This is a genomic window from Modicisalibacter luteus DSM 23508 (assembly GCF_000378505.1).
Classification (GTDB): Bacteria; Pseudomonadota; Gammaproteobacteria; order Pseudomonadales; family Halomonadaceae; genus Modicisalibacter; species Modicisalibacter luteus.
Genome location: NZ_KB899994.1, coordinates 214,500 through 227,923 on the forward strand (window position 1 = coordinate 214,500; position 13,424 = coordinate 227,923).

Here is a 13,424-nt window from a genome sequence, read left to right on the forward strand (position 1 = left end):
GCTTATGGAAATCAAGGTCAACTATCTCGAGAACCTGCGTCAGGAAGCCAGGTTCGACGATTTTACAGTCATTACCGATCAGCCGATTCGTTACAAAGGCGACGGCTCCGCGCCGGGACCGTTCGACTACTTTCTGGCCTCGTCGGCGCTCTGCGCGGCCTACTTCGTGCGGGTGTACTGCAATGCGCGGGACATTCCCACCGAGAACATCCGGTTGTCGCAGAACAACATCGTCGACCCGGAGAATCGCTACAATCAGATCTTTCGCATTCAGGTAGAGCTGCCGAATGATCTGTCCGAGAAAGATCGCACCGGCATTCTGCGTTCTATCGAACGCTGCTCGGTCAAACGGGTAATCCAGAACAACCCCGAATTCCAGATCGAGGTGGTCGATAACATCGATGAAGATGCGCAAGCACTTCTGATGGGCGGCACCGTCGAGGGCGAAAACACCTGGATCGAGGGCAAGGATCTGCCGCTGGAGCAGACCATCGCCAACATGACCGGCATCCTTGAGAATCTCGGCATGAAGATCGAGATCGCCTCGTGGCGCAACATTGTGCCGCACGTGTGGTCCCTGCATATTCGCGATGCCGCTTCGCCGATGTGCTTCACCAACGGCAAGGGCGCCACCAAGGAAGCCGCGCTGTGTTCTGCGCTGGGCGAGTTTATCGAGCGCCTGAGCTGCAACTTCTTCTACAACGATCAGTTTTTCGGCGAGGAGATCGCCAACAGCGAGTTCGTTCACTACCCGAACGAGCAGTGGTTCCAGCCGGGGCCGAGCGATGAACTGCCGGAAGGCATCCTGGACGATCATTGCCGGGCGATTTTTGATCCCGACGGCGAACTGCGCGGCTCGCACCTGATCGACACCAACTCCGGCCGGACGGATCGCGGCATCGTCTCCTTGCCCTTTGTGCGCCAGTCGGATGGTGAGACGGTCTACTTCCCCTCGAACCTGATCGAGAACCTTTACCTCAGCAACGGCATGAGCGCCGGCAATACGCTGCACGAAGCACAGGTGCAATGCCTGTCGGAGATCTTCGAGCGGGCGGTGAAGAAGCAGATCATCGAAGAAGAGATTGTGCTGCCTGACGTGCCACAGACGGTGCTGGCGAAATACCCCGGCATTGTTGAGGGCATCGAGGCGCTAGAGGCGCAGGGCTTCCCGGTGCTGGTCAAGGACGCCTCGCTCGGCGGACAGTTCCCGGTGGCCTGCGTCACCCTGATGAACCCGAGGACCGGCGGGGTCTTCGCGTCGTTCGGCGCGCATCCCAGCTTCGAGGTGGCGCTGGAACGCAGCCTCACCGAGCTGCTCCAAGGGCGCAGCTTCGAGGGCCTGAACGATCTGCCGCAACCCACCTTCAATTCCCAGGCGGTGGCCGAGCCGAACAACTTCGTCGAGCACTTCATCGACTCGTCCGGGGTGATCTCCTGGCGCTTCTTCAGTTCCCGCGCTGATGTCGAGTTCTGCGAGTGGGACTTCTCCGGCACCAACAAAGAGGAAGCGGACAGCCTGTTCGGCATCCTCGCGGACCTGGGGCTGGAAGCCTACATGGCGGTTTATGAGGAACTGGGCGCGCCGGTGTGCCGCATCCTGGTGCCTGGTTACTCCGAGGTGTATCCCGTGGAGGACCTGATCTGGGACAACACCAACATGGCGCTGGAATTCCGCGAGGACATCCTCAACCTGCATTCTCTGGATGATGCGCAGCTAGGCGATCTGCTCGAGCGCCTGGAGGAAAGTGAGCTCGACGAGCACATGAAAATCGTGACGCTCATCGGCATCGAGTTCGACGACAACACGGTCTGGTCCGAGCTCACCATCCTTGAGCTGAAGCTGCTGATCAGCCTGGCGTTGCAACAGCATGAAGAGGCGCTGGAGCGGGTAGAGATGTTCCTGCAGTTCAACGACAACACCGTTGCGCGGGGACTGTTCTATCAGGCGGTGCAGGCGGTACTGGAAATCACTCTGGATGACGAGTTGTCTCTGAGCGATTACCTCTACAACCTGCGGCGCATGTTCGGCGAAGAAACCTTGAATGCCGTGGTCGGCTCGGTAAGCGGTGAGGTGCGTTTCCACGGCCTGACGCCCACCAGCATGAAGCTGGAAGGAATAGACAGGCACCAGCGCCTGATCGAGAGCTACAAGAAGCTGCACGCAGCGCGTGCTGCCAGAGCGGCTGTGACGGCATAGCAGAGCCGCTGTTAACGGCGGCGTGTGTTGATTGAGCTCCATCGAACTGGGTGCCGGTGTGTAAGACAAGGCATGAAGCAGATGCGACCAGAAATCACCATTCGGGATGAGTTGGCGGCTGATATCGGCGCGATACACGACGTGACTGCTGCCGCCTTCGAGACGATGGCGTTCAGCAGCCACACGGAGCAGTACATCGTGGCTGGTCTTCGCACCGCCGAAGCCCTGACGCTATCACTGGTGGCGGAATGCGATGGCCGGGTGGTAGGGCATATCGCCTTCTCCCCCGTGACCATTTCAGACGGCAGCCAGGGTTGGTATGGGCTGGGGCCTGTTTCGGTGCTTCCCGGCTACCAGCGGCAGGGCATCGGCAAGGCGCTGGTGAAGGAGGGGCTGGTACGTTTGGAGCGTATGGGGGCACGCGGATGCTGTCTTGTCGGGCATCCGGACTACTACCGGAAATTTGGGTTCCGGCATGTCCCGGAGCTTGTTTATGAAGGGGCGCCGCCCGAATACTTCTTCGTATTTCCTTTTGGTGATCAACTCCCGCAGGGCAACGTCACTTTTCACGAGGCGTTTCTCGCAGACCAGCCCAGTGGGGATAGCGTATGAACATTAGACCGTACCGAGAATCGGACAAGAACGCGGTCATCTCACTCTGGCGCGCGTGCGGCCTGGTTCGTCCCTGGAATGACCCAAGAAAGACATCGAAAGAAAGCTATCGGTACAGCCCGAACTGTTCTTCGTAGGTGAACTGGGAAGCAACGTCATCGCTTCAGCGATGGCGGGATTCGATGGGCATCGTGGCTCCGTTTTTTACCTGGCCATCGATCCTGAATCCCAGCATCTGGGGTACGGACGGCAGCTGATGACACACATCGAGGAGGCCCTGCACGCCATGGGCTGTCCGAAGATGAATATCCTGGTTCGTGCTACGAACGACGAGGTCCTGGCTTTCTACCGTAAGCTCGGCTATTCGGTTGACGATGCCGTCAGTATCGGCAAACGCTTGATACCAGACGATTGACCGAGTCGGCAAGGAGCCGTAATGCGCAGTTTCATCTACGACACCCTTATCCTCAGGCTCACGTCCCGGTGGTACGCAGAAGTGCTGCAGCGCGTACCTGAGGGTGCCGTCGTGCTGGATGTTGGCATTGGGACAGCAGGCGCGCTGTTGGCCAATGCCAAGCTGGTGAAGCGTAAGCGCCTGCATGTGACGGGCATCGATATCGATGCCGATTACATGGCGCGCGCCCGGCAACGGCTTGAGGCTTCCGCTTTGGCTAACCATGCCGAGGTTCGTCTAGAGTCCGTCTATGATCACCAAGATGGGCCGTATGACGCCATTTATTTTTCGGCAAGCTTCATGCTCCTGCCCGAACCTGAGCAGGCACTACGGCATTGCTGCGAGCTTTTGCGCTCGGATGGCCGGATATTCTTCACGCAAACCATCCAGAAACGGCCCGTCCGTTGGATGGAAACCCTCAAGCCCGTACTGAAGCGGTTCACCAGCATCGATTTCGGGCACGTGACTTACGAAGAAGACTTCAAAGCCCAGCTTCGCGCGGCCGGCCTGGAGCTGGAGGAGTTCACTTTCTTGGCTCACCACGGCAGCAGAGCGTCGTGTCTTGCCGTGGCTAGACTGGCTAGCGTGCACTAAGCGTTTTTTTTCAAAACCTGCCTGTAACCTGTTCAGGCAATCAGTGAGCACCCCAACAGCGTGAAGCCGCAATGAAATGTCTATCCGCCGCTAATAACGTGTGCGGATTGGAGCTATCAATTAGTGGTGATAGTTAATTATCTATTTTAGTGAAAAGATAAAAAGGCGAGTGGTTTTTCTCAGTATGGGTAATTTATATTGCAATGCAGCACGACCTTTGTCATATTGCACTGCAACAAGGGGCGCGGCGCCTCCAACTCGATACCGACGGAGAATCACCCCCATGAACAAAGCTACCACCAAACAAGCTACCCAACAGTTTCAGTCCATGTTTTTCAACCCGGCGCGCACCTATGTCGAGATGACCCTGGACTACAGCGAAAAGCTGTTGGCCACCCAGCAGGAAGCCTTCAAGGCGTATTCCGCCATCGCACTGGGTCAGGCCCGCGCCATGCTCGAGATCAAGAACGTTGAAGACCTGCGCGCCTACACCGAAAGCCAGCAGCAGGCTGTCAAAGATCTGAGTAAGCGCGTCAAGGAAGATGGCCAGAAGATCGTTTCGATCAACCAGGAATTCTTCCAGAAGGGCCAGACGCTGGCCAAGGAAAAGACGCAAGAAGGTCAGAAGCTGGCCGAAGAAAACCCCCAGAAGGCTCAAGCAGAAACCTCCAAGGTAGCTGATAAGGCTCCCAGGGTGGCCAACACCAAGGCCAACGCTGCCAAGGCCAACGCCGCCAAGACCAGCGACGCCAAGGCCAGCGACGCCAAGACCAGCGACACCAAGGCCAGCGATACCAAGGCCAACGACGCCAAGACCAGCGACACCAAGACCAGCGACGCCAAGACCAGCGACGCCAAGGCTAGCGACACCAAGGCCAACGACGCCAAGACCAGCGACGCCAAGGCTAGCGACACCAAGGCCAACGCTAAGACCAGCGACGCCAAGGCTAGCGACACCAAGGCCAACGCTAAGACCAGCGACGCCAAGACCAACGACGCCAAGGCTAGCGACACCAAGGCCAGCGACGCCAAGACCAGCGACACCAAGACCAGCGACACCAAGGCCAACGCCGCCAAGACCAGCGACGACAAGGCCAGCGATGCCAAGGCCAGCCACACCAAGGTCAACGACACCCAGGCAATTGACTCCAAGTCTACCAAGACCAAGTAAGTCGTTACCGCGCCTGGCACATGCTGCAATAGCAACGAGCCGTTCCCAGTGGGAGCGGCTCGTTTCTATATAAAGTCACCAATTATTCTGAACGGTCCCGCAGCCTCACCACGTGAGCCGAGCGTCAGGTCTTGCCGTGGCTAGACCGGCTAGTGCCTACTAATTTATTAAGAAAATCGAAGCCTGTTCTGCTTGGCGCAGGTTATCCGCATCGGACTTAAAGGAAGCGGCAATGGCCGATCTGATCCTCACGACCTTCGACTGGGTTCCCGAAACGCCAAGGGGCTTTGTGCGTGACTTACGTGTGCGTTGGGCGTTGGAGGAGGCCGGATGGTCCTACCGCGTCGAGAGCGTGCCGTTTCGCGCTAGGGATGCCGAGCATTTTTCGCACCAGCCCTTCGGCCAGGTACCGTGGTTGACCGATGGAGATATCTCGATCTTCGAGAGCGGCGCGATTCTGCTTCATCTGGCCGAGCGCAGTGACGTACTGATGCCTGACGATCCGCGCGCTCGCAGCGAAGTTATCGAATGGCTGTTCGCGGCGCTCAATTCCGTCGAGATGGCGAGCCTGCCCTGGTCCTTATATAGGTTCACTGGCGATACCGAAGAAACGCCGGGTCGGGAAATGCTGGACAAGTTTCTCGACACCAGACTCCAGCACTTGGAGGCGGTCCTGGCTGGACGCGAATGGCTAGCCGGGGCCTTCTCCGTCGCCGATATACTCATGGCGGATGTACTGCGCCTTGTCGAACGTTTCGATGGGCTGGCGAATTACCCGGCTTGTCGAGGCTACGTTGCACGCGCCACGGTTCGCCCGTCCTTCGTGAAGGCGCATTCAGATCAGATGGCGCATTTCGCCGCGGCAGACTGAGCACATCTTCAACGAAGACACAGGGCCTAGTGTGAAGTAGCCCCGACGGCAACCTTGAGCCAAGCACCGCTTTCACACTTGAGACGTTTCGCATCGACGCTGCCATTGACCCGCGCGCTGGCCAGCAATATAGCCTGATCAGTGGCGATTAGCCGTCCTGTGACGCTCCCCGCGACGCTAATGACCCGTGCCTCGATGGACTGGGATACGCGCCCCGAAGCGGCGACGGTTACGCCATGCTCCTTGGCCGTCACGCTACCCTCGATGGTGCCGTGGATGGCCAGCGATTCACCAGAGTTCACTTTCCCTTTGATAAGCAATGATGGTCCGATCCTGCTTCCTGACTGAGTCGGGAGCACATGAGCGAGCGCTGCGACGGGAAGTGCTGGCACGGGAGGATTGATCTGGTTATCCGTTTGGTTTGGCAGACTGGTGGACTCGTGGGGTAGGGCTGCTCGATCCTGGGTAGGTTCCACAGCAGCTGGCTGGAGCGCCAGGGCACGCTTTTTGATGCGTCGTTTTCCGTCCAGTATAAGGATAATGAGCGCCACAACGCTCAAGATGAACACTACGTCTCCGCCCCCCATAGTAACCTCTTGATCGATGTGGGATTCCCATCGTCAGTATAAGTGGAGCGCCTAACACTGAAAAATGACGACTAACCGGCCTTTTCGCTGGCTAATCCACGCTTTGATCCGATGCATGATAGGCAACATCCGTTAGTGTGCGATTTCCCTCATGCGACCCGGAGCCCTTACCCATGTTCAGCAAGCACAAGCCCGCCAGTGACCCTGCCGACCCAGCGGCGTTGCCGCCCGCACGGCCACAGCGTACCTCTAGTGCGGATGAGTTGCGTGGTAACGGAGTGCGACCCGCCATCATCGGCGCTCACACCCGCATTGAGGGCAGTGTCATTGGGAACGAAGAGCTGATCATCGATGGCGAGGTAACAGGCACGGTGGAGTTCAAGCGCAACAGCGTCAGCATCGGCAAAACCGGGCGAGTTGAGGGGGATGTCTATGCACAGACACTGCATGTTGCCGGTAATGTCGAAGGGCGTTTGATAGCCTCGGAGAAAGTCACCGTGCACCGCTCGGCGCATATTGTAGGCACGATCATCACCCCTTGCCTGGCGCTGGAAGACGGCGCTGTCTTTCGCGGTGACATCGACATGAATAGCGAGAACGAGGTATTGATCTCTGCATTCAAGGCGGTCGATAGCGAAGAGGCTACCCAGGCTGTGGATCGTGAGGACGAGGCGTCAACTCCCATCGATCAGGAAGAGCAGGAAGAGACAGTGGCTGAGATAGAAATGCCTCGTGAAGATAAGGCCTGACTCATAGCGAATCGCCCGGGCTATTCCTACACCCGTCATGCTCTGTAAATAATGCCTCGCAAACCCCGAGCCAATCCTTTGGCTCGGGGTTTGTCATTTATAATCCGGTGAGTGTCTGTGTGCCGCTACACCTTGCTGACGATCAGTGCAGCATTCACCCCGCCAAAGCCAAAACCGTTGCACAGCACATGCCGGGTCGAATGCTCGCGTGCCGAGCCCGAGACGAAGTCCAGGTCCTGAATATCCTCATCGACGTTTTCCAGATTCAGGGTCGGGGGCAGTCGGTCGTGCATTGCCGCCAAGGCGGAGAAGATGCTCTCCACGCCACCGGCCGCCCCGAGCAGATGGCCGGTAGCCGACTTGGTCGCGGAAATCGGGATGCCTGCAAGGGCGTCGCCGAAGGCATTGCGCAAGGATGCGATTTCGGCGCGGTCGCCGACCGGCGTCGAGGTCGCGTGAGCATTGATATGATCGATCGACTCGGGAGCTAGCCCCGCCATTTTCAGCGCTGCGCGAATGGCCGCCGCAGCACCGGCGCCGTCTTCCGGGCCGGCGGTGATGTGGTAGGCATCGGCGCTGGTGCCATAGCCGCTAAGCATGGCCAGCGGCGTTGCCCCGCGTGCCTCGGCGTGGGCCAGGGTTTCGATCACCAGCAGCCCCGCGCCTTCCCCCATGACGAAGCCGTTGCGTGCCTGATCAAAAGGGCGCGACGCCTTGATGGGGTCATCCTGCTCGGTGGAGAGTGCCTTCATGGCGTGAAAGCCGGCCAGCGCGAGCGGGTCGATGCAGGCCTCGGCGCCGCCCACCAGGGCCACCTCGGCCTCACCGCTGCGTATCAGGCGCATGCCGTCGCCGATGGCCTGCACACCCGCCGCACAGGCAGTGACAGGGCAGCCCAGCGGACCGCGAAAGCCATAGCGAATCGACACATTGCCCGCCGCCAGGTTGGCCAGGAAGGCCGGCACGGTGAAAGGGGAGAGCCGACGGTGGCCGCGCGTCGACAGGGTGTTCTGCGCCTGGGTGATGGTGGGGAAGCCGCCGATACCGGAGCCCACGATGGTGGCGGTGGCCAAGCGGTCCGCATCGCTGGTTGGGAACCAGTTGGCCTGGGCCAACGCTTCTTCGGCGGCGGCCATGGCGTAGAGACTAAACAGCTCCAGCTTGCGCCGCTCCTTGGCATCAATCACGCGGTCCGGGTCGAGGCCGGCTTCCGGATCATCGGCTATGTCGGGCACCGACCCCGCGACCTTGATCGGCAGGTCACCGGTATCGAACCGAGTAATCGGGGAGATGCCGGAGCGGCCGGCAAGCAGGCGCTCCCAGACTGCCTTGACGCCGCAACCGAGCGGACTGATCATGCCCATGCCGGTGATGACGAGCGGTGATTGCATGGTAGTTTCCTGAACGATTTAGGGTTGTGCCACGCTAGCACCGGGCTTTATATGATCAAGGTAATATTCAGCGTGGGAGTGTGAGTCGCCATGCCCTACTCGACGAACCACAAGGCCAAATCGCGGGAGCGCATCCTCAAGTCCGCTATCGAGCTGTTCAGTCGCAAAGGCTTCGAGAAGGTCTCTATCGGGCAGATCATGAAGCTGGCCAAGATGACCCACGGTGCCTTCTACGCGCACTTTGCCTCGAAGGAAGCACTCTATCACGCCTCGGTGCGCGAAACCCTGGAGAGCAGCCGCGCGGCCAGGCTGGTCAAGGGGCCGCTCTCGGTGAAGCACCTGACGGAGCTGGTATCCAATTGCTGGAACCTCCAGGAGCTGGAACGCAAGCACAAGCCGGGCCCGGAGTCGGTGCTGTTCAACGAGATCGGTAACGAGAATGCCGAGATCCGCACGTTGTTCGAAGCCTCTTACCTGCGCATGAAGAAGATGCTGGAAACCCGCCTCATTGCCTTGAGCCGCCTCAAGAAGCTGCCCTTCGAACCCGACCGCGACGTTATCGCCGACAAGTCCCGCGTCATTCTCGCCTCCCTGGTCGGCGCTGTTGCCATCGCCAAGAGCCTGCCCGGCGAACAGGAGCGACAGCACATCCTCAACGCTGCACAGCGCAACATCCTGCAGATGCTCGGCGTCAACGAGAGTGAGCTGGAAAGCATGCTGGGCGACGTTGGACAGGAACAGAGCCCCGCGTAGCGCCTGCTTGATGGCTCTGCCAACTCTCACCAGCGCTACCAGAAACTGGACGCCGTTCGTGCCGTTGGAGCAGGGCGCGCATAGAAAATACTGATTCCATTACTCCCATTGAGGCAAGCATGAAACTTGACTACCGTTGGCTTTACGACACCGTACGAAGGCGTTTTGAATCTGACGAGGCCATGGAGGCTTTCCTGCCCAAAGCGCTTGCTTCCGACGAGTTGAAGCAGAAGGGAGATGATCGTTACCTTTCCGCCATGAGCCAGCGGGTCTTTCGGGCCGGTATGCAGCACTCGGTGGTCGACGCCAAGTGGCCTGCCTTTGAAGAAGCGTTCTGGGGTTTTGTACCTGAGAAATTGGTGTTGCTCAGCCCGGAGCAAATCGAAGGCTATATGAAAAACGATCGAATCATCCGCCACCGCACCAAACTGCAGACCATCCCCAAGAACGCCCAGTTCATACTGGATATTCGCCAGGAGCAAGGCAGTAGTTTCGGCGAGTTCATTGCCAACTGGCCGAGCACTGACATCATCGGCTTATGGCGTTTACTGGCCAAACGCGGCGCACGCCTGGGCGGGCGCTCGGCTGCCGCATTTTTACGCTTGGCCGGAAAGGATACGTTCCTGTTGACCAGCGATGTGGTCGCACGCCTGATGGCCGCGGGCATTGTTGACCAAACCCCCACCAGCCAACGCGATATGCGAGTCGTACAGGGCGCGTTCAACGAGTTGCAGCAGAGCTCAGGAAGGCCGTTGTGTCAGTTATCGGCCATGCTGTCGTTGAGTATCAATCCAAGGTTTTAAGGCACGCGGCTCAGTCACTAGGGCTTCGAGAAGGAGCAGAAGTGGACCGCGACCCGCGTCGCCCTCATCTACGGCTCCAACTCGCAGCTACGCTCCATCACGGAGGAATACGCCGCCAACGGTGGCGAGGAGCGGATGATCGGCCGCTTCGTGAAAGGGAGGGTCAAGGTCATGGAGAACGACCGCTTCGACCTGCACCGCTGAGCGTTAAGTCCGTAGTGGAAAAGCCTCCCGCAAGTGAACGAACACCGAAGGTTGGATGCCAGCCTTCGGGGTTTTTCATTTTGCAGACACAGATCAAGAGACGCTGATTAGTGGCGCCTAATGCTTTCGTTGGCGTTGTTCTCAACGTTACGGCTGGTTACCGTAAGGCAAAGGTCACTTAAGATGGCCCGCTAGCCAAGATACGCAGGGACTACCGCATGGATGGCAGACGGCCAACGTTGCATGCACAGGTAGGGGCGGTAGCGTCTCTTGAGTACGGGCCTCGGCTCAGCAAGTGTCGAAGGGCTGGGCCATGAAAACAAATGAAATAGCATACCCAGTAGGCAAACCAGTTTCTCGGTTCGATGTCTTTAGCGCCTCATCGAATGGTGGCTTTTACCCGGTCCATGAGTTTTGTGGGCGGTTGTGCGAGTCCATTCGGGCTACCTCTGGATGCTGTATGTTATACAGAATTATTGGCACTGGCAAAATGTGCAAGCACGCGAATTCTGCATAGATTACCGAATTATAGTTAGTGGCTGTAAAATCAATGTGTTAGACAAAAAATGGTAAGCTAAATAATATTCTTGAACCCGCATGCGCGTTCAAGTGAATAAACGAGCATGCAACCCAATACCTGTTAGGCCTCCCGAGTGCTCCAAGGAAAGATTATGGAAGATAAAAACTACTCCTCTGACTCACCGATACACGAGCAAGGGCAAGATAGATTTTCTCGCTGGAGCTTCTCAGAGAGGGTGGCCCAAGTAATATCAAAACGAAGTGATCCAAGTAGTATTGTTATTGGACTTTACGGGATATGGGGTGATGGTAAGACATCTGTACTCAACTTTATCGAAAAGTCACTTGAAAGTGATAAGAAAGTAATATGTATAAAATTTAACCCGTGGCGTTTCGGTACAGAAGATGAGTTACTAACCGGCTTTTTTTTTGATATAGCAGAAGCACTAGATGCAGAACTAATTAAAACAGGGGATAAGCTCAAGGATTTCGTTAAAAAAGCAGCTCCTGGTGCTGGCGCTATAATGGGTGCAAAGGGGGCGGGCGAAGTTCTTGGCTCATTTATCTCAGGGCCAGACATAAATGAACTTAAGAAAAGAATAGAATGTGAGTTAGAGTCAGCCAAAAGACGAGTTCTTATACTAATAGATGATGTGGATAGGCTGGAAAAGGCTGAAATACAAGCACTGTTCAGATTGGTTAAGTTAACAGCAGACTTTAAATATACATCATACATCTTGGCATTCGATAAAGATGTTGTCGCTGCATCTTTGCAAGATCGCTATTCTAGTGCTGCGGAGAATTCTGGTGAGGCATTTTTAGAGAAAATTATTCAGGTCCCCCTACATTTACCAGCAGTTGAAAAACAAGTGCTTCGAGAGTTTTGCTTTCAAGGAGTGGATGAAGCAATAAACATTGCAGGTATTTCGCTTTCCGAACAACAAGTGCAGGAATTTGTTCGAGACTTTAGCGCCGCTTTTGATGATTGCTTAACGACTCCACGAAAAGCCAAGCTCTATGGAAATATACTGATGTTCTCTTTGCCAATCCTGCAAGGAGAGGTAAACCCAGTTGACCTGATGCTTTTGGAGGGAATAAGAACCTTTTGCCCATCTTTGTATGAGGTGCTGAGAATAAATAAGGGGCTATTTACTGGCTCTTTCAGAGATAGCTATTATTCGAACAATGATGACGAAAAGGAACAAATAAGAAATCTTTTAGATGACGCTCTTAGTCGCGGCAAGAATATCAACAAAGCGGGATTTATTGACCTCTTAAAGAATATGTTTCCAAAGCTTCAATCAGTTTATGGAAATATGAGCTATGGATCCGATTGGTATGAGAAATGGAATAACGGCCAGAGAATTTGCTCAGAAAATTATTTCTCTAGATATTTCACATACGCAATACCAAAGGGAGACATATCAGATAAGGTGATTCAGGAGTTATTTAATGAAAGTGAGAAATGGAGTGAACCCTTCGGTTTCGAAAGCAATCCGTTAAATGAAATTTTAAACGATTCTTCAGCTGAAGCATTAATTAAAAAAATGAGGCATCAGGCAGGAAAAATAAATGCTGATGCGTCGTTAGCATTGGCTGTTGCTATTGCACAAAAGAGCGATGATATCCCTAATCCTGAAGTATTTTATAGCTGGATGACTCCATTTTCTCAGGCATCGATGCTGGTTAGCGATTTGATTCAGAACGTACAGAAACCTGACCGAGTTGCTTTGGCAAAAAAATGCATCGAATTATCAGCTTCACTGGAGTTTAAACTCGAGATTTTTAGATGGTTAAAACGTGAGGATGAAAATAAACCCGAGAAGGATGCTTTTTCTGAAGCCTGTATAGATGAGATCGGAAAGCACTTGGGAAAAATCATAAATGATAAAATTGAAGGGAGGGGAGATCTAACCAAGCTGGTACCTAAATCCATACCAACAATATTTTATACATTAAATAAATATGTGCGTAATGAGTATGTGAATGATTATGTGGCAGGGTTGATTTCGAATGATTCAGAAGCTCTTGTTAGAATACTTGACTCTTATGTTCCAATTGCTTGGGGTATGGAATCATGCATTTCGCACAAGTCGGATTTCGAAAGAGAGCAGTACAATAGTCTAACTGGGCAATTAGATGCCTCAATAGTTTTAAACGCAATCCAAGATCATTTTCATCAGGCAATGGATGTCTCTGATGACTTTCCAAGGGTGTACGATGATGATGTAGAAAAAGGGGTTCTATTCTTGGAGCAATTTGTCTGGTTGCATCAATACGTGCTGCGTGAATGGGAATCTGAAGAGGAATCACATGATAGTGAAGAATAGGCCTAACAAAGCGCTGCTGTCGGACAAATTTGCCGCTGCGCTCCAAATTTGCCGCAGAGCGCGGCGTTAATGCCATTAAGTTTCTATATGGAGCTGTGGAAACAAATAGAATTTTTATAGGCTTAGTGGCGCCTGTCGGCGTTCTTTTGGCATCGTCGTCTGGAGCGATAGTTGCCTACCTTCACAACA

12 protein-coding genes are annotated in these 13,424 nt (G+C 55.2%); 10 read left to right on the forward strand and 2 right to left on the reverse strand.

Annotation, left to right across the window (positions count from 1 at the left end; genetic code table 11):
- Positions 1-4: 4 nt before the first annotated feature.
- From F568_RS0110765 to F568_RS0110790, 6 genes are all read left to right on the forward strand, one after another.
- Positions 5-2,197 (forward strand): OsmC domain/YcaO domain-containing protein, encoded by a 2,193-nt coding sequence (locus F568_RS0110765; RefSeq protein WP_019018733.1) that lies wholly within the window; start codon positions 5-7, stop codon positions 2,195-2,197.
- Between the two features lie 72 nt (positions 2,198-2,269).
- On the forward strand, positions 2,270-2,809 hold the full coding sequence (locus tag F568_RS0110770; protein ID WP_229804107.1) for a GNAT family N-acetyltransferase: 540 nt from the start codon (positions 2,270-2,272) through the stop codon (positions 2,807-2,809).
- 142 nt (positions 2,810-2,951) lie between these two features.
- On the forward strand, positions 2,952-3,224 hold the full coding sequence (locus tag F568_RS22710; RefSeq protein WP_229804142.1) for a GNAT family N-acetyltransferase: 273 nt from the start codon (positions 2,952-2,954) through the stop codon (positions 3,222-3,224).
- A 21-nt stretch (positions 3,225-3,245) separates the two neighbouring features.
- Positions 3,246-3,857: a class I SAM-dependent methyltransferase gene (locus tag F568_RS0110780; RefSeq protein ID WP_019018736.1), complete on the forward strand. Its 612-nt coding sequence runs from the start codon at positions 3,246-3,248 to the stop codon at positions 3,855-3,857.
- Positions 3,858-4,140: 283 nt separating this feature from the next.
- Positions 4,141-5,028: a hypothetical protein gene (locus tag F568_RS25410; RefSeq protein ID WP_019018737.1), complete on the forward strand. Its 888-nt coding sequence runs from the start codon at positions 4,141-4,143 to the stop codon at positions 5,026-5,028.
- Positions 5,029-5,260: 232 nt separating this feature from the next.
- Positions 5,261-5,899: a glutathione S-transferase family protein gene (locus F568_RS0110790; protein ID WP_019018738.1), complete on the forward strand. Its 639-nt coding sequence runs from the start codon at positions 5,261-5,263 to the stop codon at positions 5,897-5,899.
- A gap of 26 nt (positions 5,900-5,925) precedes the next feature.
- Here F568_RS0110790 and F568_RS26080 read toward each other — a convergent pair whose 3' ends face one another.
- On the reverse strand, positions 5,926-6,486 hold the full coding sequence (locus F568_RS26080; RefSeq protein ID WP_019018739.1) for a bactofilin family protein: 561 nt from the start codon (positions 6,484-6,486) through the stop codon (positions 5,926-5,928).
- 173 nt (positions 6,487-6,659) lie between these two features.
- Between F568_RS26080 and F568_RS22725 the strand changes: the two genes are divergently transcribed.
- Positions 6,660-7,235 carry a bactofilin family protein gene (locus F568_RS22725; protein WP_019018740.1) on the forward strand — a complete coding sequence of 192 codons (576 nt, stop codon included), beginning with the start codon at positions 6,660-6,662 and terminating at the stop codon, positions 7,233-7,235.
- A 125-nt stretch (positions 7,236-7,360) separates the two neighbouring features.
- On the opposite strand, the gene fabF is transcribed toward F568_RS22725, so the two are convergent.
- On the reverse strand, positions 7,361-8,626 hold the full coding sequence (gene fabF, locus F568_RS0110805) for a beta-ketoacyl-ACP synthase II (RefSeq protein WP_019018741.1): 1,266 nt from the start codon (positions 8,624-8,626) through the stop codon (positions 7,361-7,363).
- A gap of 90 nt (positions 8,627-8,716) precedes the next feature.
- Here fabF and F568_RS0110810 point away from each other — a divergent pair, with 90 nt between their 5' ends.
- From F568_RS0110810 to F568_RS0110820, 3 genes are all read left to right on the forward strand, one after another.
- Complete coding sequence (locus tag F568_RS0110810; RefSeq protein ID WP_019018742.1) at positions 8,717-9,379, forward strand: TetR/AcrR family transcriptional regulator; 663 nt, start codon at positions 8,717-8,719, stop codon at positions 9,377-9,379.
- 119 nt (positions 9,380-9,498) lie between these two features.
- Positions 9,499-10,182, forward strand: coding sequence for a DNA-3-methyladenine glycosylase I (locus tag F568_RS0110815; protein ID WP_019018743.1), 684 nt, complete (start codon positions 9,499-9,501; stop codon positions 10,180-10,182).
- Positions 10,183-11,057: 875 nt separating this feature from the next.
- Complete coding sequence (locus F568_RS0110820) at positions 11,058-13,235, forward strand: KAP family P-loop NTPase fold protein (protein ID WP_019018744.1); 2,178 nt, start codon at positions 11,058-11,060, stop codon at positions 13,233-13,235.
- Positions 13,236-13,424 lie beyond the last annotated feature (189 nt).

Bases quoted from the DNA above. Each gene is read 5' to 3' on its own strand.
- F568_RS0110765 (WP_019018733.1), top strand. From the start codon at position 5: ATGGAAATCAAGGTCAACTATCTCGAGAACCTGCGTCAGGAAGCCAGG.
- F568_RS0110770 (WP_229804107.1), top strand. From the start codon at position 2,270: ATGAAGCAGATGCGACCAGAAATCACCATTCGGGATGAGTTGGCGGCT.
- F568_RS0110780 (WP_019018736.1), top strand. From the start codon at position 3,246: ATGCGCAGTTTCATCTACGACACCCTTATCCTCAGGCTCACGTCCCGG.
- F568_RS25410 (WP_019018737.1), top strand. From the start codon at position 4,141: ATGAACAAAGCTACCACCAAACAAGCTACCCAACAGTTTCAGTCCATG.
- F568_RS0110790 (WP_019018738.1), top strand. From the start codon at position 5,261: ATGGCCGATCTGATCCTCACGACCTTCGACTGGGTTCCCGAAACGCCA.
- F568_RS26080 (WP_019018739.1), bottom strand. From the start codon at position 6,486: ATGGGGGGCGGAGACGTAGTGTTCATCTTGAGCGTTGTGGCGCTCATT.
- F568_RS22725 (WP_019018740.1), top strand. From the start codon at position 6,660: ATGTTCAGCAAGCACAAGCCCGCCAGTGACCCTGCCGACCCAGCGGCG.
- fabF (WP_019018741.1), bottom strand. From the start codon at position 8,626: ATGCAATCACCGCTCGTCATCACCGGCATGGGCATGATCAGTCCGCTC.
- F568_RS0110810 (WP_019018742.1), top strand. From the start codon at position 8,717: ATGCCCTACTCGACGAACCACAAGGCCAAATCGCGGGAGCGCATCCTC.
- F568_RS0110815 (WP_019018743.1), top strand. From the start codon at position 9,499: ATGAAACTTGACTACCGTTGGCTTTACGACACCGTACGAAGGCGTTTT.
- F568_RS0110820 (WP_019018744.1), top strand. From the start codon at position 11,058: ATGGAAGATAAAAACTACTCCTCTGACTCACCGATACACGAGCAAGGG.